We start from the raw sequence: 19,527 nt of genomic DNA, 5'->3' as shown, positions 1-19,527 counted from the left end.
CGGCTTTATGCAAGCACGGCGAGTGCACCCATCACCCCCGGAGTTTTATCGATGAAAACCGCTCAGGAATTGCGAGTCGGCAACGTGGTCATGGTCGGCAAGGATCCCCTCGTGGTCCAGAAGGCCGAATACAACAAGTCCGGCCGTAACGCCGCTGTTGTGAAGCTGAAGTTCAAGAACCTCTTGACCGCCTCGGCCAGCGAATCGGTCTACAAGGCCGACGAAAAGTTCGAAGTCGTCCAGCTCGATCGCAAGGAGTGCACCTACTCCTACTTCGGCGACCCGATGTACGTCTTCATGGACGAAGAGTACAACCAGTACGAAATCGAAGCCGAAAGCATGGGCGACGCCCTGAACTACCTGGAAGAAGCGATGCCCGTGGAAGTGGTCTTCTACGACGGCCGCGCCATTTCGGTTGAACTGCCCACCACCATCGTGCGCGAAATCACCTACACCGAACCCGCCGTGCGTGGCGATACGTCGGGCAAGGTGACCAAGCCCGCCAAAATCAACACCGGCTACGAACTGAACGTGCCGCTGTTCTGCGCCATCGGCGACAAGATCGAAATCGACACCCGCACGAACGAATACCGCAGCCGCGTCAACAACTGATCCGGCAAGCAGGGAAAAAAACCAGACCTTCGGGTCTGGTTTTTTTTTGCTGTCCACCTGACCCATCTTGCGGCCCTTGCTGGAAGGCATCTAGCCGGACCACATGGGAATTCAACTTGAGCATCGTCTACGTGAAGTTCATCGGCACTCACGCGGAGTACGACAAGGTTGATGCATTCATCGACGACTTCCTGTCGAAGCGGAATGCTTGCGCTGACCGCGGCAATAACGTTGAAATCGGCGTGCGCGAGTTCCTGCCCCAGGACCCTGACGGTTATCTGCTGCGCTTCTCGGCCAGGATCGGTGAACGCAGGCATGGCACCTGACGTCCCGCGCGCCCGTTCCCCTGTCCGAATCGGCTAGGGGCGGCGCACCGGATCACTGCAGCCGTTCGTCGTCCAGGAAGTCGGGCACCGCCATGACATCGATGCCCTCTTCGGCCAGCGATTCACGTTCCTCGGGGGTCGCGGTGCCGCGGATGGGACGGTCGTCGGCATCGCCTTCGTGGATGCGCCGCGCCTCTTCCGCAAAGCGCGGACCGACGTTCTCGGTATTGCGCAACAGCGCGCGCACCTGACGCATGACTGCCGCCTGCAACGCGGCCATTTTGTCGGCGTCGGAAGCATTGGCGGGCAGCGCGGGCTGAGCCGCCGGCGCATGCAGATGGGCGACGTTCAGGCGTGGCGCGGACAAGCGCTTGGTGATGCTGGCGGAGCCGCAAACCGGGCACGTGACGAGGCCACGCGCCTGCTGCGCGTCATAGTCTTCGTGCGAACCGAACCAGCCTTCGAAAATGTGGCTGTGTTCGCACTGGAGGTCGAAAACTTTAAGTGCCATGGCATCAATATGGGGTGCAACTCCCAGAATACAAGAAAGCGCGTCCGGCAGGCGATCCCCCCCCGGGGCGCAGGCCCTTTTTCTGGCCGTCCAGGACAAAGCGGGCCCGCAGGCCCGCTTTTCTGCCTGGTCAGGCGCTTACTTGCCGCGCTTCTGCGCGGGCGGATTTCCCACCTGGGCCTGCTGGGCCTGCAAGGCGTCGATCTGGCGCTGCAGATCGCGCAATTGCTGGCGCACGTCCTTTTGCTGATCGGCCAATGCCGTGGCTTCCTGGCGCGATTGTTCCTGGCGCGCCGCAACTTGCTCTTCCTGTTGCATGCGCAGCGTGCGGTCGGCCTGCAGCGTGCTGAGTTCGGCGCTCCGGCTGGCCAGCAGCTTCTCGGCATGCGCGTATTCAGCCTGCATCTTGATGCGCTTGATGTCCACTTCCGCCAGATCGGCGGATTGGCTGACAAAAGCGCGGTAAGTCGCTTCGGCCTGCTTGTCCGACTGCGTCTTCACCACGCGCCAGAAGTCCTTTTGCTGGAACAGCGCGACGTAATAAGTCAGGTCGTCCGGCTTGAACAGCAGGCTGGCGCCGTACGTGCCGTTATAGGCAGTGCGCAGCTCCGACACCTGGCGGCTCTGAATCAGGCCCTGCAGCTCCGACAGCGTGGACGCCGGGCGCGCGGCAGGAGGCGGCGCGGGAGGAGTCACCGGAGTGGATGCCGCCTGCGTGTCCTCGACCTGTTTAACCGTGGGCCGGGGCGCTTCGGATTGCGCGCTGGCGCAAGCAGCCAGGCCGGACAGGGCCGTGCCCAACAGCGCCATGCGGGCGGCGCCACGGATAAATTGGACGTTCATGCCTTCCCCAAAAAAATCGTTGCGGAACTATAGCAATTTCTTGCGATCGAGACAGATACGCTTACAACCGCCCTCTCTCTGACTGTCGCCCCCTACGGGCCATTCCCTATTGCGCGTTCAAAGTGCCTCGGCGACGCCGTCGGCCGGTTCGCCCTGCCCCGCCCCCAACTGCAGCTTGCGCATTTTTTCCCACAGCACCTTGCGGCTGATGCCCAAAGTGTGCGCGGTGTCCTGGCGGCGCCAGCCATTGGCGTCCAGCGCCGCGAGCACGCGCTCGCGCTCGGCGCGCTCGGCGTCGGTGAATACGGCAGGTTCGGCGCGCGCGGCGGCGGCCGCCCCCGCCACGCGCAGCGGCTCGGCCAGCTGGTCGAAGATGCGTTCGATGCGCGGCCGATCCCAAGCCTGGAATTGCCGCCGCGCAATCGCGACGCGCTCCGCCACGTTGGAGAGTTCTCGCACATTGCCCTCGTAGCGCGTGCGCGAGACGCGCTCCAGCAGCCACGGGGGCAGCTCGTCCTCCACGCCCTGGCTTTGAAGCAAAGAGCGAAAAATCGCCGCCTTCTCTTCCGGCCCGCGCTGCTCCAGGTTGGGAATGCGCAGCTCGATAACCGCCAGCCGGTAGTAGAGGTCCGTGCGGAATTCGTCTTGCCCCACCAACGCCCGCAAATCCTTGTTGGTGGCAGCGACCAGGCGGAAGTCCACCGGCACCTCCACCGTCGAACCCAGCCGCGTCACCGTGTTCTGTTCCAGCACGCGCAACAGCTTGACCTGCTGATAGAGCGGAAGATCGCCGATTTCGTCCAGGAACAGCGTGCCGCCGCTGGCCTGCTCGAAGTAACCCTTGTGGGCCCCGATCGCGCCCGTGAAGGCGCCCTTGGCATGGCCGAAGAAGTGCGCCTCGAAGAGGCCTTCGGGGATGGCCCCGCAGTTGACCGCCACGAAGGGGCCGTCGGACCAGGCGGCGCGATCATGCAGCAGGCGCGCGATGCGCTCCTTGCCCACGCCGGTTTCGCCGTGGATCAGCACGTTGCTGCGGCAATCGGCATACATTTCCGCTTCGGCCAGCAGGTCTTGCATGGTCGCGGACACGGCGATCAGCGGCTGCTCGCGCCGGGGCGTGCCACGATTGAGCTGATTCAGCGTGCCCAGCAGTTGGTACAGCAGCTTGCGCAGGTCGGCCGGAGTGAAGGCCAAGGGCAGCGTATAGGAGTACTCGGGCGGGTAGTAGCGCGGGTCGCGTCCACGCGCTTCCGCGGCCACCCAGATGACCGGCATGCCTTGCGCCGCCAGCCAGTCATAGCCGCTGAACCGCTTGTCTCCCATTACCGATACCGACACCAGGGCGACCGCCGGCCGCGCCAGGTCGCGGGGCGGCGGAAACGCGGTGCCGGCGTCCGCCCGCAGCAGCGACACGTCCATGCCCGCCAGGCAGCGCTCGGCGCGGCTGGCAATGTCGGAGGTGCCTTCCCAGACGTACACGTCGAATTCTTCGCGCGCAAAATTCTGGCTCATCGCAGGGACCATGCCGGAAAAAGAAGGATGCGGGTCACGGAACTCATCATCAGTACACCAGGCGGGGCTTGCCGCAATCCACGGAAATCAGCGAAACATCGGTCTGGCCCACGCTCAGGCCCAGCACGTTGAGCAACTGCTGCAGCACCGCAGACAGCGAATTCAACAGGGGATCCAGCAAAGTCATGACGACCGACAGCACTCCGCCCACCTGTCCGCCGCCGTTCAGGGCCAATGCGCCGACCGCATCGACACGGCACTGACGAATGGCATTCGGCGTCAGCGCCAGGGCGCAGGTCACATCGCTGAGCGGAGCCAGCAGCAACGAATTCAAGATGCCTCCCACCAGCTGCAGCGTGCCTCCGAGCACCCCCGTCAAGCCGCCCGTCGTCAGGCGGGCGCCGAGCTGGTCCATCGCAGTCTTGGACCACTGCATGTCATTGACGACTTTCGAGACGGTCTTGCCGGCATTGTTCTTGTCTCCGCCCACGAGCTGGGTCGCCAATTCATTGCGCTGCGCCTCGGTCAGCGGCGTGCCGGTGTTGTAAAGATCGCCCAGGATGCCGCCTATGACCGCGTCGGTCAGGTTGGAGGCAAGCTTGGACAGGTCGATGTTGGTGGCGTTGACGGTGGCGGTGGAATCAGGCGACGGCGGCGCGGTCAGGGTCACGGACACGGGCGCCGAGGAACTGAAGACAGGCAGCGTGACCTTGGCGGTCAACGGCAGTATGCCCAGCACGTTCAAGACCTGATGACGTCCTATGGCGTTGAATGCGCTGGGTTCGCAGCGATTCGTCAGCGACTGGAAATTCGCGGCGTTGGAGTCGGTGGCGGACGCCATGCCCGGAAAGCGTCCCAGGCAGACGCTGGCTGCCGCCGACGTCACGTCGATCACGGCCTGGTTCTCGGCAAGCGGTGCTTCGCACAGCTTGCGCAACGTGCCCATGGATTGCGCCACGTCGATGATGATGGGCAGGTCCACCCTTGTGTTCAAGGTGTTGGCCAACAAGGGACCGACTAGCGGGATGTTGCTGGTGTTGACGCGCAGATACACCCGTATGCCTGCGCTGATCGCTTGCGCACCCACCCCGCCTATGCCCACGGCGGGCGGCTCGACGATGCGCACCCGCGCGTCCAGGCCCAACAGCGGCACGCTCAGGCCCAAGTTGATCAGATTGCTGCCATTGGCAATGGCGAGGCCGGTTTCCAGGATGTTGAGCGCGTTGACCTCCGCCTGCAAGGCAGCGCCGGGATCGCCGCCCACCACATTCAGATTCAATACGCCTCCGTCTCCGAACAGTTTCACCGGCAGGTTCAGCGGCATCAGGTCCAAGACCGTGTTGATGGCCGAACTCAGTATCCCGACGTCGGCGTTCACCGTCTTCTGCTTGTCGATGACACTCAGCGTCGCCCTCAGCAACTGGCCCAGGGTCAGATTGTCCAGCGCCGTCAATTGCTCGGGCGTGCCCACGCCGGCAGCGGCCGACAGGGGCAGGCCCAGCGCTTCCAGCAGGCCGGCCGGCGTGATGTTCACCTTGGCCAGGCCGGCGGCGTCCAGCACGTCCAGCTGCGAAGGCGACGCCCCGACCGTGGCGAGCAATTGCGACAGCAGACCGCCCCGCTCCAGGCGCAACAGGCGCGAGCCCACCGTGAAAGTCGCGACAGGCTGCGTGTTGGTCGCCACCGCCGCGACCGACGCCGTGACACCGCCCACGCCGGGGATGAGGTTGGCCAGTTGCTTGCGGACGGCGACCCGCACGGCGTTGTAGGCCTGCCCTCCCGCGGCGTCGAAGACATGCATGCCGGACGCGTCGGAACGTGTCGGATCCCATACCTTGCATTCCACCGTGAAGTCGGCAGCCGTGAACGCGTCCAGGATATTCGGCACATTGGACAGGGCAGACGCCTTGCCCGCGGCGACGGCCCGCGTGCAGTCTGCGCTGGAGCCGAGATTAAGGACCTGTACCGCCGACAGCGCCGCCAGGTCCGCCGCCTTCTGCATCTCGCGCTTCATGTAGAACCCGTAGCCGAGTTGCAGGACGCCCAGCAGGACGACTCCAACCAGCACCGCGAAAACGACGGCCACGGTCATGCTTCCGCGTTGACGCGGCAGGCTGGCAGAAGGTAGACGGCCGGCTGACATGCTTTTTCGACTCCGTATCCGCACGCGGCGGGAAACAACGGCTCCCGGGATTTACTGGATGTTGGGCACTTCCACATTCCGGTCGAACCACTCCGGAATCGGATGCTTGAAGCTTTCAAGGTAGCGATTCCAGGCCGCCGTGGAGACGGGCCCCAGCACGGGCAAGGCGTTGCCTGCGCGCCTGCCGTCGGCCTGCGCCGCCAGCAGGCCCCGCGTCACGTCGCCAAAGCCCTCCTGCGCCGGTGGCGCGGCGGCGGATGCGGCGGCGGGCGTTTGCGGCATGGGGGTCTGCACCTGCTGCACCACCGGGCGGTCCGGCATGGAGGCGGCGGAGGACGCCGCGGCGGGCGCAGGGGCGTTGCTGGAGGCGTCCGACATGCTGCCCGTCAGCGGGGCGTTGGATTGCGCCTGGCCGAGGGACGGCGTCAGCGCGATCAGGGTGCAGGCAAGAGTGAATGAAGCGCGTTGAATCAAACTGGACATGGCGATCTTCCTTGGATTGGGGGTCAGCGCACGATAGGGCCGTTGCCCAGCCCTTCCATCAAGGGGCTCATCATCGGCATGACGGCCTGGCCGCCACTGGAAACGCGGGTGGCAGGCTCATGGGACAAATGAGACACGGCGGGCGCCGGCGTCAATTGACCGCGGATCTCGGCCGCCAGGCGCAGCACCTGGCCGCGCGCCTCTTCGCTCAATTGCGCGCGTTCCATCAGGCGCTGCGCCTTGAGCGGATCGCCCTCGACCAGCAGCAGCACCGCCAGGTTCGCCAGCACCTTGCCGCTTTCCGGCGTCAGTTCGGCAGCCTGCCCCAGGGGCACGCGCGCTCCCGCCGGGTCCCCGGCCCGCAAGCGCGCATAGCCCAGGTCGCCCAGGATCCGAGCGTCCATGGGCGCCAGCCTGGCCGCGCGAGAAAAATAGTCGGCCGCCTGGTCGAATTGTCCGCGCGAACCGGCGATCAGGCCCAGGCCATGCCAACCCTCGGCTGCCTGGTCGGTGGTGGTCAGGGCACGGTACGCCTGTTCGCTGAGCGCCGCCTGCCCGGTCTGGCGCAGCGCTTCGGCACGCAGGACCGCCACCCGAGCGTCGTTGCCGTACTTCTGCTGATAGCCGTCGATGTACGCAAGCGACGCGAAATAGCGCTCCTGGCGCTGCGCTTCGACAATCATCGACAACATCATTTCCGGTTCCTTGGGCCGGCGCTTGCTCTCGGCCTCGTCCTCCTTCTGCCGCATCAAGGCCTGTTCCTGCTGCTGTTGCTGGATCAGCTGCCAGGCGGATTCCGCACTATTGGTTTTGCAGCCGCTCAAGCCCGCGCCCGCGGCCACCACCGTAGCCACCAGCGCGCATCGCCATGCGCATGCCCTGCCCTTCATTGCGCCATCCATCACATTCCCCCCATGCGCGACAAACCGCGCAACACCGCGATAAATCCCGCCCCGCCCGTCACGATCAACAGCGCGGGCAGCAGGGTAACGATCATGACCCCCGTCATCTTGACCGTGGTCTTGCCCACCTTCTCCTTCAGCTCCAGCCTCCGCTTGTCCCGCAAGCGCTCGCCAAACCGGTTCAGGGGCTCCTGGACAGCTCCCCCGTGCTGATCGACCTGCGCGATAAGGCGGCAGATGGCGGACAGGTCGTCGTTGTCGAATCCCGTCGCCAGCCGGGCCAGGGATTGTTCGCGGCTTCGGCCGCGCACATAGAGTTCGGAGGCCAGGCGCAATTCGAACGACAGCACCGGCAGCACCTGGCCGAACTCTTTGACCAGCACCTGCAGGCTCTGGTCGATCGACAGGCCCACGCCTTGCAACAAGCGCAACAGGTCGATCAACAAGGGCAGCTCGTCGGCCGCCTGCCGCCGCCTGCGCGCCAGGCGCCGCTGCACGATCCATTTGGGCAACATGTAGCCGATCGCGAAGCCGACAAAAGCGGCGACGAAGGCGCCCAGCGGCATATCGGGGAGATGCTGGCGCAGATCCAGCATGACCGCCGCCACGGGCAACAGGATCGCCAGTCCGAAGCGGATCAGCACGAAGCGTGAGCGCGCGGTGCCGGGGTTGGCATAACCTGCCATGTCGACCAGCTTGCGGTCTTCGGCCGCCAGCAATGCATCGGCCAGCCGCCCTTCGCTCAGGCGTTTGCCAAAGGTGTCGGCCGCGCGCGCGGCCGCCGCCAGCCGGCCTTGCCCGCCATCGGCCTGCGGGGCCGCGGATGTCGCCCCCCCTGCGCGCGCGGCAAGCGCCTGATCCACCACCTGGCGGCTGCGTCCCTGGCTGCGCAGGCGTCGCGCCATGCTCAGGCCCAGCACCAACAGGCCGGCCGCCACCAGCATCAGCGCCATCGCCAGCAAGGTGGAAGCGTTCCAGGATCGCAGGATGTCCATGCGGCGCCTCCCTTCAAATTGCCTTGGCCATGCGGTACAGCCAGTAGCAACCGCCGATCTGCAGGCAGACGGCGGTGACCAGCATCCTGAAGCCCTGCGGGTCTTCCCACAGGCCCATGAACAGATTGTTGTTGGCGACGATGATGAAGCCCGCGATTCCGACGGGCAGCAAGGCCAGGATCCACGCGGATAGCCGGACCTCCGCCGAACTCGCGGTCAACTCGTTGCGCGCCTGCGCCACATCGCGCATGAAGGCCGCCATGCGTTCAAGCACCTGGTCGCTGCGGCCGCCAAAGCGCATCGCCAGCGACACCACCGCCGCGACCATGTACAGCTCCTTCAGTCCATACAGGCGGGATACGTGCGCCAATGCCGCGTCCAGTTCCTTGGAACGGCTGAGGCTTGCCGCGGTTTCCACCACCTCGCGCAGGGGCTCGTCCGTGGTGCTGGCGGCGGTCTGGAAGGCAGCGCCCATGCTGTTGCCAATCGTGATCAGGCGCACGATGTTGTCCAGGAACGCCGGCAACTGCGAGATCATCCGCCGCTGGCGCTTTTCGGCGCGCAGCCATAGCAGGAAGTATGCGAACACAGCCAGCAGCAAGCAGGTCACGGCCGCGGAAAGCACACCAAGGAATATCCAGGCCAGCACGGCCCCCGCGATGATGGGAAGTGCGATGCGCAGATACAGGCCGGCGCTTTGCCGCAGGCCCGCCAGCCGCAGCAGGCGGTCCCAACCGGCGTACCCGCTACGGAACTCTCGCGCGCCTTCGGCGAAAGGCGCGCCGCCGGCGGCCTCGTCGCGACCGCGCTGAAGCTGGCTTTCCAGAAACGCCGAGCTGGCCGCACGGCGGGCGCTGCGGTCGGCATGCCGCCACAGCAGCACCGCCCCGACGGCCAGCACCACCGCCAGACTCGCGAGCACCAGGACTTCGAGCATCAGCGCCTCCTGCTCCAGAATCCGCCGCCCCCGCCGTCGCGGTCGTCGGTCGCGTTGTCGTTGGCGCGCGCCTCGTTGCGCAGCTTGGCCAGCTTGGACGTGTGGGGGTGGATGCCCAGCCAATTCCAGCGGTCCTTTTCCTCGCCGTCCGGTGTCGCATAGGATTCGTGGCGATAGAGTTCCTGCGTGGATATCACGTTGTCGCCCATGCCAGTGATTTCAGTCACGGAGAGCACGCGGCGCTTGCCATTGGACAGGCGCCCGATCTGCACGATGAAATCCAGCGCGCTGGCGATTTGCCTGCGCAGACTGTCCTCGCTGCCCTGGAAGCCGGCAAAGCCAGCCAGCATTTCGATCCGGTACAGGCATTCGCGCGGGGAGTTGGCGTGTATGGTCGCCATCGATCCCTCGTGCCCGGTATTCATGGCCTGCAACATGTCCATGACTTCGGCGCCGCGCACTTCGCCCACGACCACACGGTCCGGACGCATCCGCAGGCTGTTGCGGATCAGCTCCCGGATGGTGACCGCGCCACTGCCATCGAAGCCGCCTTGGCGTGACTCGAGCCGTACCACGTGCGGATGGTTGAGCGACAACTCCGCGGTGTCCTCCACAGTCACCACACGCTCCGTCTCGGGAATGAAGAACGCCAGCGCGTTCAGCAATGACGTCTTGCCCGAGCTGGTGCCGCCGGACACCAGCACATTGCAGCGGTTCTTCACGGCTTCGTGCAGCAGCCGGTAGATTTCTTCATCGAACGTGCCCAGGGTCAACAGGTCGGCCGGCTTGAGCGGGTCCTGGCGAAACTTCCGGATCGACACCATGGGGCCATCCACGGCCAGAGGCTCGATCACCACGTTCAGGCGGCCGCCATCCGGCAGCCGCGCATCCACCATGGGGCTGGATTCGTCCAGCCGTCTGCCGATCGGCGCCAGGATGCGGCGCACGATGCGCAGCACATGCTGATTGTCGGTAAATCGGAGCGTCTCGCGCGCCAGTACGCCTCGGCGCGAGACGAAGACGTTGTCGTAGCCGTTGATCAGGATGTCTTCCACGGCGGGATCGGCCAGCAGGTCTTCCAGTGGCCCCAGGCCGGCCAGTTCCTTGGTCAGGGCTTCAGCGATGGCGCGCATTTCGCCTTCGTTGATCGGCACCCGGCGCAGGCGCACGAAACTCGCGACCTCGATGTCCACGAATTCCTGGATGGCCGACCGGGCCCAGCGGCCGAACTCCGCGCCCAATTCCTCGATGCGGGAGAGCAGGTGCTCGTAAGCGGCCGTCTTCACTTCCTGGTAGCGGTCCGACGCCGAAAAGCCTTTGTCGCCATCGCCGCCGAACTCTATCGTCGCTGTCATGATCATGTCGGATCCCGTAGCCGTCCGTCTCTGTCTGTCCGTCAACCGACCACCATGCGGCGATGCACGCCCGGCAGCCAGGTAGCCAGCCAGCTTGCCCGCCCGCCGGGCGTGCTCTCTTCGGCGCACAGGCGTTCCGCCAGTCCCTGCACCGCGCGCACGTAGACGTCGCGCTCAGCCTCCTCGTGCAGCAGGTGGCCGCGGTTCGTGCACACCATCAAGGCCAGCGCGCGGTCCGGCAGCGTGCCCACCAATTCCAGCTGGAAGCGTTCCGCGATCTGCTGTGCCGTCATGCCATAGCGCTCGTCATAGCGATTGACGACCAGCCCCAGGCTGCGCCTGTCCACGTGCAGTTGCTCCAGTTCCTGCAGCAGGCCCGCCAGGGACACCAGCGCGCCGACGCTCTGGTCGGTCACGATCCAGTTCAATTGCGAGGCGCGTGCCAGGCCGGAAACGAATTCAGGATTGGTGAAGCCGCCGGTATCGGCCACCACGATCGAGAAATGCTGGCGCATGCGCTCAAACACCAGCAAGGAATCCGACTGCGAGACATCGCGCATCTGGCCCAGGTCGCGCGGCAGCGACAGCACGCTCAGCCCATTGGCCGTATGCGCCATGGCCGATCCCAGCAGCGTGGAATCGAGGCGTCGCAGATTGCGCGCCGCCTCGGCGAAGTCGAAATCGCCGCCGATGTTGAGATAGAGCTGGCAATCACCCACCGGCCAGCCCATGTCCATCAGCGCGACGCGGCTGGACAAGGGCAGCGGTTCGCCGGACGGCTTGGGCAGCTTGGCGCCCGCCGCCGTGGCGCGCTGGTTGTGCGCAAGCTTGAGGCGATCCTGCACCATGCCCGCCAGATGGACGGCCAGCGTGCTGGTGCCCACGCCGGGACGCGCGCCCAGCAGCACAACGCTGCGCCGCGTGCCATCCATGCGCCCGCCTGCCGGCCTGTCGAGCAGGCGCAGCACCACTTCCTTGATTTCCTGCGGCGCCACCGAAGGATCGACAAAATCGCTGACGCCAGCCCGCAACGCAGCGATCGCCCCCTCCGGCTGGCTCAGGTACCCGACAGCCACGCGCGGCACGGTCGGCGCGATGCGCGCCAGCAGACGCGCCAGTTCCGCCGACTTGAACAGCTTTCCGGGTTCGTCGTCGCTGAGCGTGAAGTCCAGAAACACCACTTGCGGCCCGATCTCGGTCAAACGCCGCGCCAGTTCTTCTATACGCGGGAATTCCTGGGTCAGCATCCCCAGGTCGCCCAAAGCCTGTCCCAATTGCGCGGCAACTCCATTGCCCTGAGAGCAGAACAGGAACCGGGTGCCGTTTTGCAGGCCCACCCATTCGCTGGCATGTGTCTTCATATTGCTCACCGTGAAAAGCCCGGCATCTGCTGGCCACCCACCGGACCAGTCAGGTAATAGCCCCAAGCGTTGAATGCCGTATCCGTCTGCTCCTGCTTGGCTCCCGGCAGCGGCAGGGCCACGCCGCGCGCAATGGGGCGCACCAGGCGCGGGGTCACGACGATGACCAGCTCGGTGTCCTCCTGGGAATAATCCACGCTGCGAAAGAAGGCTCCGATGATGGGCAGGTCGCCCAACATCGGCACCTTGTTGACCATGGCCTTGGTCTGTCGCGATACCAGGCCGCTGATGACGAAACTCTCGCCGTCACCCAATTCCACGGTGGTGTCCGCGCGCCGCGTGCGCAGGGCCGGAATGATGGTGCTGGTGTCCGTGCTGGTATTGATGGCGATGCCATTCGTGTAGTCCAGCTCGCTGGCCTCGGGCGCCACCTTCAGCGAAATGCGGTCACGCGACAGCACGGTCGGCGTGACGGTCAGGCCGATGCCGAAGGGCTTGAAGGTCACGTTGACCGTCCCCAGGCCGCCGGCCTGGGGAATGGGCAGCTCGCCGCCAGCCAGGAAACTGGCGCTCTGCCCCGTCAAGGCCACCAGCGTCGGCTCGGCCAGGACTCGCGCCATGCCGTTGGTTTGCAGCAGGCGCAGCCGCGCCGCAAAATTGTTGGAATCGTAGAAAAGCGAAAAGCCCGACGCCACCAGGCCGCCAAGGCTGGCGGGCATGGTGGAGCTGCCTCCGCTCCAGGGCCCATTGCTGGCCGTGAAGCTGATGCCAGCCGCCTTCATCACCGAACGCGACACTTCCACGACCTTGACTTCCACTTGCACCACGCCGCCGGTGCCCGCGGTGGACAGGTCCACCACGTTCTTTTCGCCGCCCACGGTGGACGCTGCCATGGTGGCCGAGGCGATCTGCCCCAGCGGCGAATCGGCATGGCCGGACACGACGGCGCGGCCGTCCGCGAAGTCCACGTTGGCGCCGCCCTCCAGGCCGCGGCTCGCCAATGCTCCCTGCACGCCGCCACCCACGCGCACGTTCCATATCTGCGGCGCGGCGCTACCGCCGGTCCAGACCTGCAACTGCGTGGTGCCGGGCTTCTTGCCATAGAGCAGCACGGCGCCCGCGCGCTTGCCGGTGGCGGGCAGCACCTTCACGTCCGCCACCTCCGGATCGCCGATGGCGATGCGCGTAGGCGCGCCGCTGCCCAGCGTAACGGTCTGCTGCCCCTTGACCGACATCGAGATATCCCGCGCCGGCGCGCTTGCGCTGGCCGTGGGCGCTGTGCTTTGTGCCAGGCTGAGGCCACCGTGCGTCATCGCTGCCGCGGCCGACAAGAGGCAGATCATGGTGGTGCGCTGATGTTTCTTCATTGTGCAGGACCTGATAATGGAAAAAGTCCGGCTGCGGCCAGCGCCTGGTCCGCCCGCAGCCCCGTTCAATAGCGCACGCGCTCGGATTTTTCTCCTCGGATGATTTCCACTGTCCGGCCACCGCCGGAACCCGCCGGGCGGACCGCCGCGCGGGCCGCTGGCGCCAGCGCCGCGGGCGTAGTGCCGTCCAGCTGCACCAGGCTCTCGCCGGCATAGGCGCGGTTGGGTCCGGACAGCAGCGCCTCGCGCTGGGAGGGAGTCAGGTCGGCGCGGACTGGCAATACCGTGCCGCGCTGCGCGAACAGCTGCGCGTCCGGCATGCCCTCATCCCCGACCGGCCGTAGGGCCAGTTGCAGACGGCCCGCGCGGCTGGCCAGCATGAGTTCGTTGACGCGGTCGACCGGCACGGCCAGCACCGCGGTACGCGCCGGTTGGCCGGGGCCGCCCTGTTGCAGGGAGGACTTCTCGTCCGGCCCTTCCACCGACGCCTTGCCATAGGCCAGCACGCGCACCTGGGACTGCAGCAGGCGAGCCTGTCCGACAGCCACTTCGGCATTTTTCTCGATCATGAAAAACACATCCACCATGTCGCCGGGCACGATGCGATTACCGCCGCCCACCACTTCGTCCACGGCGATGGCGACGGCGCGTTCCCCTGGCTTCAGTTGGCGTGCCAGACCTTGGGTCAGCAGGCTGGGCACGATGGGATCGCCCGCAGCAATGTCGACCTTCGTCACCGCGCCTTCCAGCGGCGCGATATCGGCAAAGCCTCCCGACAGCGCGACCTGCCATTGCGCCACCGTCAACATTCTTGCGCTGTCGATGCGCGATCCTGCCGGTATCGGCTCTCGGGCCACCACTACCGGATAAAGCTTGACCGGCTCGGCCGGGGACGCCGCGACAGGCGCTGGCGCCACGGTGGCCGGCGCGCTTACAGGCGCCGACGCCAGCCGCCACGCCACGAAGGCCAGCACCAGGCCTGCCACCAGCAACAACCCCGCGACGATCTTGCTCAGACTGCTCATGGTGTCCCCTGCGATATCTGCACAATGGCCTGCGAATACAACTTGCTCGGTATCCAGTTCCGGTTGGTGCCCGGCAACGCGGTGATCAGCCCCCGCACCGTCTCCAGCAATGGCCAGGATTGGGTGGTGTAGGTCATGGCGACGGTGGCGCAATCGGCCTGCCGGCCGCCGGCTCCGGTCCAGGCGCAAGGCGCCCGTGTCGTGCTGCACAACACCGCGGATCCCGCCGAAAAAGTGCCCATCGCGGCCAGACAGGCGGCTGCCGGCACGTCGGCCTGGCCGTTGAAGCGGGCATAAACGGCCGCGCGCGCGCCGTCGGCCGCGGCGGCGGCCAATTGCTGCTGCATCCAGAACAGCGCGCCGAACCCGACCACCCCGCAGATGAAGAGCAACAGCATGGTCAGCGTCAGGGAGAACTCGAGCGCCGCAATGCCGCGCTGCCGCGCACGCAACGGACGCCCTCTTCGAAGTTGCGGACTGGCGCGCATATCAGCCCCCTCCCCCCAGCGCATTGCCCAGATGCACCGTCGCGCGCGCACTCAGCACGCTGGACGCCGGCATCAGCGCCGTCTGCAGGAATGGCAGCGACGGAATGAGCGGATGGGCGCCATAGGCATAGGACACGTTCACCTCGACCTGGTCCTGCGCCAACGGCAGGCCGCTGCAGGCGCCGCCAGCGGCGCTGCTCAGCGTGCCCCCGTTACCGCAGACGGCCACCTGGACCGGAGCCGCGGACATGGTGCTGATCCATTCCGCCTGGTAAAGCGCCGAATCGCGCCCGGCGTCCGCCCGGGCGGTCAAGGATGCGGAGCCCGCCTGCCATTGCAATACCTTGCGCGCGCCATCCTGCGCAGCCAGCGTGACGGAATGCTGCGCGGCCACCACCAGCGAATAGGTCAGGATCCCGTAAAGCACCAGGAAGAACACCACGAATACCAGGGCGAATTCCACGGAATAAGAACCGCGCTGACGGCGGCCAGGCCCAGATACGCAGCATAGGGAATCTGGCGTGCCCGGTGGCTGAGCGCCCAGACCCGCGACACTGCCAGATACAGAAGACCATGCAGTCCGGCCAGCACGCTGGCCAGCGCCAGCGTCACCATCAGCGGCGCAAACCCCAGCAACAGCCCGAGCACGGCGATGGCCTTGATATCGCCTGCGCCCATCAGACGCCTTGCCCACAGCGGCAAAAACGGCACGGCCGCCAGAAAACCCGCCAGCGCCATCAGCCATCCCGACCAGCGCGGCGGGTAGGCCCATCCGGGCACCAGCAAGGCCGCCAACAGCCACAGCAACTGCCCCGCGAGCCCCGCGACGACCAGCCGGTTTGGAACACGGCGATAGCGCAGATCCGCGTGAATCAGCGCCAGAATCCAGCATGCAAACAACAGCCACCACAGCACTTCCCCTGGATACAAGGCAGGACCTTCCGAAAAAACGAAACCGACGACAGGCGCGCCAGAACGGACGCGGACTCCTTCAATCAAGTGATGTCGTATTGCGGGCGCGCGCCGCGGCGGCTAGACACTCACCACCGCCACGGCACGAACTGACTTGCGGTTCAGCCGCCGGCGGGTGGTGTGCTGCCCCCGCCGGAGGTGCCGGTCTTGGCGTTGTCGAGCTTGGTGCCAAGCTCCTCGAACATGCCTTTGAGCGAACCGGTAAACGCGCCCACCGCGACAATGAGGGCTACCGCCACCATTCCCGCGATCAGCCCGTACTCCAGTGCGGTGATGCCATCTTCGTCATTCCAGAACTGCGCAAGCGTTGCTTTCATGTCGAGCTCCATGGGTCTCGATTGATCACCGGGGCCGGTTTTCATAACGCAGGGCCAGCCCCCTAAAGCCTGGAACTGCTCGCAAGCCGCCCTCATTCTCGCGGCCCGCGTCCAGGGTCCAACTAGGGCCCTGGCGTGGCTCTGGGCAATCTGTCCGTAGCCATGCCAGGCGCCGATTCAATGATCGAGTCGATGCGCTGCGCCGTGCGCGCGCGAAAGCGTTTCGAGGCGCGCTGCAAGTGCCAGCGCATAAGCAACAAGATGACGGCCGACAGTGCGAACGCGATATAGGGCAGCATGGCGCCGCCGATATGCAGGCCCATGGCTTCGTTGGCCGTCGTGCAGACGACCGCGCCGGCCGCGGCGCCCGTGTAATGCATACCGCATACCGCAATGGCCATCAGGATGGCCGCGCCGATACGTTGGCGTTCATTCTGGATGTTGAAGGCGAGCCACAGTGCCGCCGTGGCCGCGATGACGGCGATCAGCACCGACAAAATCACCAGCGGCAGGTTCCAGAGCAATACCGCCGGCATGCGCGCAGCGCTCATGCCGACATAATGCATGGACGCCACGCCAAATCCTGCCGCGCAGCCTCCGACCAGGCAGCGCAAGAAAGTAAAACGGTCGCGGCCGACATACCAGAAAGCCCATCCGGAAAATCCGGCGGCAACCACGAAGCTGAGTATCGTCAGGCCAGCTTGGTAACCAACTTCAAAAGGCAGGTTCTGCGCCAGCATGCCGATGAAATGCATGCTCCAGATACCGACGCCGCCCATCGCCATCGCGCCAATGACGATATAGCCGACGCGGATTTCGCCATCCTGGGTTTCCGCGCGGATACCCGCCGCCGCCAGCAGGGCGACATACGAGCCCAACGCGGCAATCAAGAAAGACAGCGCCACCAGGCTGCTGTTGAAAGAGAGCGGAACGACGTCGCCCGGACTCATGAGCGCTCCCTGTGTGGCAAGCGGCAGCGCCAGTGCGCGGCCGGCAGGCAGTTGCAATGCTTCTTGCGGTAATCCCCAGCCATCTTCGCCTCCGGGCGGGTCCACACATTTTGCGTATTTTTGATACGTATCTTTAGTTTATATATTACCAAATCATACACATCAGGGTTTTCACTGAATTTCGCGATATTGCGACATAAGATGTGTAACAAACACTCCTAAGTTTTCGAAAACATTAATAAAACCACCCAATTAGCGCTTATCTTTGCGCGAAAACATATTACGCAACCATCAAAAATTTCGAAATAATGTAAATCCACCAGGTTTATGAGGGGCAAAATCTGAAATGAATTGTCATTCAGCAGGAAATACTGGCACCATATACGCACCTGGAAATGCAACTTTTTCTTAACAGTGTTGCAACCCCTTTCCATTGGATACTCGACCGATATCGGGTATCCGTACAGAAGCGCCAGCGGAAATGAGAGACAAAAAAAGCAAGAGATGCATATCCCCCGCGGGTTCGATTTACCTCGTCCTCTTTTGCGCACTGGCAGCCGGTTCCCAAGTTCAGGCGGAAGGCCCTCTACGGGGCAATCCGGTGGATGCCATGCCCAGGCTGGAGCGTCCGCCCTCTGCTACGCAACCGCCGCCCTATGTCCAGACCGCCACGCCGGAACAACTCGCCTTGCAAGCCCGGCTGGCGCAGCGCATCGTGCCGCGCAATTTCGATGTCAGCGGCGTGCGGGCGATTCCTTTCGAGGAAGTGTCGGGACTGCTCAGCCCGCTGGCAGGCAAGGAAATCAGCCTGGGCGAACTGGTCCAGGAAGTCGACAAGATCACGCAGCTCTACCGTGACAAGGGCTTTCCCTTGTCCTTCGCACTGCTGCAGAACCAGACGTTCGCCAATGGCTTGGTCGTGGTGACCGTGGTCGAGGGCTATATCGGCAACGTGCGGATCGAAGGCGATATCGGCAATGCGCGGGACAGGCTTGAGACCCTGGCCGCACCCATGCAGGAAGAAAGGCCGCTCAAACAGGCCACGCTGGAGCGCCAACTGAATCTGATGCGAACCGTGCCGGGGGTGAAGTTCACGCCCAGCCTGGATCTGCCTCGCCGCGCGGACGGCGCCACCGAGCTGGTACTGGCCGCCAGCCGCCAGCCCGTCAGCCTGACCGGCGGCATCGCGGACTTGGGCACCGGCATGCAGCCCATCGTGAACATGGCGACCAACAGCCTCACGCCCCTGGGCGAGCAAGTAAAGCTGACCGCTTCGGTGCCATTCAATACCGATGACGTGAAGTACGTGTCCGGAGAAATCCGCGTGCCCATAGGGGCGGATGGTCTGGCGGTGAAGATCGACGGTTATCACTACGATGCGCGTCCGCAGGACGATGCCATCGAGATGCTGGGCTTCGAGCGACGAGTGAAGAACGACCGTATCGGCGTTGGCGTGAGCTACCCGTTCCTCTTGAACAACACCCGCTCGCTGACCGGGACCCTGGGCGTCTATGCCGCCAATTCCAAGGACCGGTACGAAGCCCGCAACACCGACCGGTGGCTGCAGCAGGATGCGCAAGTGCGCGCCGCCACGGCCGAAATGCGCTACATCCAGGTGTCGGAAACCAAAGCGACGGACGTCACGCTGAGCGTGGCCAAGGGTTTTGACGCGGCGGGCGCGAAAAAGGATATCTCGACCAACTACGGCTACTCCGCCACTCCGCTGCTGGACCTGGATTTCACCCGCTACAACCTGAACGCAAAGCAGACATTCGTGCTGCCCGCGCAGATCGGTCTGGTTTTCTCGGGCGCGGCGCAATACTCCAGCAATATCCTGCCGTCTTCCGAACAGGTCTCGTACGGCAGCTGGCGCTACGCCATGGGCTATCCCCAAGGCGAACAAAGCGGCGACAAAGGCGTTGGCGTCTCGGCGGAAATCAACCGCCGCTTCGGTGTGGGCTGGGAATACCTGTCCAGTGTCCAGCCATACGCCCTGGTCGACTACGCCCGCACTTGGTACAACAACAAGGATCTGCAAACCCTGAACCAGCGCCACCTGTCTTCCGTGGCGCTGGGTTTGCGCTTCACCGACGACAAATACTATCTGTTCGATTTCAACGTGGCCAAACCCGTGGGATCGGCCACCGTCAACGACGACCGCAATGTGCGCTTCAACGCCAATTATTCGTTGTTCTATGACGCGTTCTAGCCACGCCGGATGATGCGCCCGGCAGACAGATCAACGCCCGTTACGACGGGCGTTTTTCTTGCACGGGTGCCCCGACGTTACGTAACGTCCACCGTAACGTAACGTGGGAATGAAGGTCATTCGTAACATTCGCAGGCTGCGCGCGATCGCAAATGTGCGGCTTTTTCACATCTGAGGAAAACCCTTATTTTTGTAGATAAGGCATTGATAATAAAGAAA

The 19,527-nt window shown here is 64.7% G+C and carries 20 protein-coding genes; 3 read left to right on the top strand and 17 right to left on the bottom strand.

The window, feature by feature from the left end:
• Nucleotides 1-51 precede the first annotated feature (51 nt).
• Both efp and VCS63_RS19755 read left to right on the top strand, forming a co-directional pair.
• Nucleotides 52-612, top strand: a complete 561-nt coding sequence (gene efp, locus VCS63_RS19760) for an elongation factor P (RefSeq protein WP_006220534.1) — start codon at nt 52-54, stop codon at nt 610-612.
• A gap of 116 nt (nt 613-728) precedes the next feature.
• The gene (locus tag VCS63_RS19755; RefSeq protein WP_323880799.1) at nt 729-938 is read left to right on the top strand and encodes a hypothetical protein; all 210 of its coding nucleotides are present in this window, start codon (nt 729-731) and stop codon (nt 936-938) included.
• A gap of 52 nt (nt 939-990) precedes the next feature.
• On the opposite strand, the gene VCS63_RS19750 is transcribed toward VCS63_RS19755, so the two are convergent.
• The 17 genes from VCS63_RS19750 to VCS63_RS19670 all read right to left on the bottom strand — a co-directional run bounded on the left by VCS63_RS19750 (nt 991) and on the right by VCS63_RS19670 (nt 17,099).
• Complete coding sequence (locus VCS63_RS19750; RefSeq protein ID WP_112965936.1) at nt 991-1,449, bottom strand: DUF1178 family protein; 459 nt, start codon at nt 1,447-1,449, stop codon at nt 991-993.
• A gap of 138 nt (nt 1,450-1,587) precedes the next feature.
• Nucleotides 1,588-2,292: a DUF2968 domain-containing protein gene (locus VCS63_RS19745; protein ID WP_076814637.1), complete on the bottom strand. Its 705-nt coding sequence runs from the start codon at nt 2,290-2,292 to the stop codon at nt 1,588-1,590.
• A gap of 117 nt (nt 2,293-2,409) precedes the next feature.
• Nucleotides 2,410-3,804 (bottom strand): sigma-54 dependent transcriptional regulator, encoded by a 1,395-nt coding sequence (locus VCS63_RS19740; RefSeq protein ID WP_323880797.1) that lies wholly within the window; start codon nt 3,802-3,804, stop codon nt 2,410-2,412.
• Nucleotides 3,805-3,853: 49 nt separating this feature from the next.
• Nucleotides 3,854-5,896, bottom strand: a complete 2,043-nt coding sequence (locus VCS63_RS19735; RefSeq protein ID WP_164793957.1) for a pilus assembly protein TadG-related protein — start codon at nt 5,894-5,896, stop codon at nt 3,854-3,856.
• A 102-nt stretch (nt 5,897-5,998) separates the two neighbouring features.
• Entirely contained in the window at nt 5,999-6,430 is a 432-nt protein-coding gene (locus tag VCS63_RS19730) for a DUF3613 domain-containing protein (protein WP_042794408.1), read from the bottom strand.
• 23 nt (nt 6,431-6,453) lie between these two features.
• Nucleotides 6,454-7,320, bottom strand: coding sequence for a tetratricopeptide repeat protein (locus VCS63_RS19725; protein ID WP_042797210.1), 867 nt, complete (start codon nt 7,318-7,320; stop codon nt 6,454-6,456).
• An 11-nt stretch (nt 7,321-7,331) separates the two neighbouring features.
• Nucleotides 7,332-8,327 carry a type II secretion system F family protein gene (locus VCS63_RS19720; RefSeq protein ID WP_063641163.1) on the bottom strand — a complete coding sequence of 332 codons (996 nt, stop codon included), beginning with the start codon at nt 8,325-8,327 and terminating at the stop codon, nt 7,332-7,334.
• A gap of 13 nt (nt 8,328-8,340) precedes the next feature.
• Entirely contained in the window at nt 8,341-9,264 is a 924-nt protein-coding gene (locus tag VCS63_RS19715) for a type II secretion system F family protein (RefSeq protein ID WP_076814646.1), read from the bottom strand.
• Nucleotides 9,264-10,625, bottom strand: coding sequence for a CpaF family protein (locus tag VCS63_RS19710; protein ID WP_063641161.1), 1,362 nt, complete (start codon nt 10,623-10,625; stop codon nt 9,264-9,266). Before VCS63_RS19710 ends, VCS63_RS19715 begins: the two co-directional genes overlap by 1 nt.
• A gap of 35 nt (nt 10,626-10,660) precedes the next feature.
• Nucleotides 10,661-11,989: a MinD/ParA family protein gene (locus tag VCS63_RS19705; protein WP_063959774.1), complete on the bottom strand. Its 1,329-nt coding sequence runs from the start codon at nt 11,987-11,989 to the stop codon at nt 10,661-10,663.
• The gene (locus VCS63_RS19700; protein WP_088607729.1) at nt 11,986-13,347 is read right to left on the bottom strand and encodes a type II and III secretion system protein family protein; all 1,362 of its coding nucleotides are present in this window, start codon (nt 13,345-13,347) and stop codon (nt 11,986-11,988) included. Before VCS63_RS19700 ends, VCS63_RS19705 begins: the two co-directional genes overlap by 4 nt.
• 65 nt (nt 13,348-13,412) lie before the next feature.
• Nucleotides 13,413-14,372, bottom strand: a complete 960-nt coding sequence (gene cpaB / locus VCS63_RS19695; protein WP_042794411.1) for a Flp pilus assembly protein CpaB — start codon at nt 14,370-14,372, stop codon at nt 13,413-13,415.
• Entirely contained in the window at nt 14,369-14,860 is a 492-nt protein-coding gene (locus VCS63_RS19690) for a TadE/TadG family type IV pilus assembly protein (RefSeq protein ID WP_063641158.1), read from the bottom strand. Before VCS63_RS19690 ends, cpaB begins: the two co-directional genes overlap by 4 nt.
• A gap of 1 nt (nt 14,861) precedes the next feature.
• On the bottom strand, nt 14,862-15,323 hold the full coding sequence (locus tag VCS63_RS19685; RefSeq protein WP_076814648.1) for a TadE/TadG family type IV pilus assembly protein: 462 nt from the start codon (nt 15,321-15,323) through the stop codon (nt 14,862-14,864).
• On the bottom strand, nt 15,269-15,859 hold the full coding sequence (locus tag VCS63_RS19680; protein WP_239501035.1) for an A24 family peptidase: 591 nt from the start codon (nt 15,857-15,859) through the stop codon (nt 15,269-15,271). The genes VCS63_RS19685 and VCS63_RS19680 overlap by 55 nt, the downstream gene beginning before the upstream one ends.
• 74 nt (nt 15,860-15,933) lie before the next feature.
• Entirely contained in the window at nt 15,934-16,149 is a 216-nt protein-coding gene (locus VCS63_RS19675) for a Flp family type IVb pilin (RefSeq protein WP_063959783.1), read from the bottom strand.
• 122 nt (nt 16,150-16,271) lie between these two features.
• The gene (locus VCS63_RS19670) at nt 16,272-17,099 is read right to left on the bottom strand and encodes an MHYT domain-containing protein (protein WP_042797214.1); all 828 of its coding nucleotides are present in this window, start codon (nt 17,097-17,099) and stop codon (nt 16,272-16,274) included.
• 610 nt (nt 17,100-17,709) lie between these two features.
• Here VCS63_RS19670 and VCS63_RS19665 point away from each other — a divergent pair.
• Nucleotides 17,710-19,308, top strand: a complete 1,599-nt coding sequence (locus tag VCS63_RS19665; RefSeq protein WP_223306510.1) for a ShlB/FhaC/HecB family hemolysin secretion/activation protein — start codon at nt 17,710-17,712, stop codon at nt 19,306-19,308.
• Nucleotides 19,309-19,527 lie beyond the last annotated feature (219 nt).

This window comes from Achromobacter sp. D10, assembly GCF_035282245.1.
In the GTDB taxonomy this organism is placed as follows: Bacteria; Pseudomonadota; Gammaproteobacteria; order Burkholderiales; family Burkholderiaceae_B; genus Achromobacter; species Achromobacter insolitus.
The sequence above is the reverse complement of the archived record's forward strand: the minus strand, read 5'-3'. Positions and strand labels throughout refer to the sequence as shown.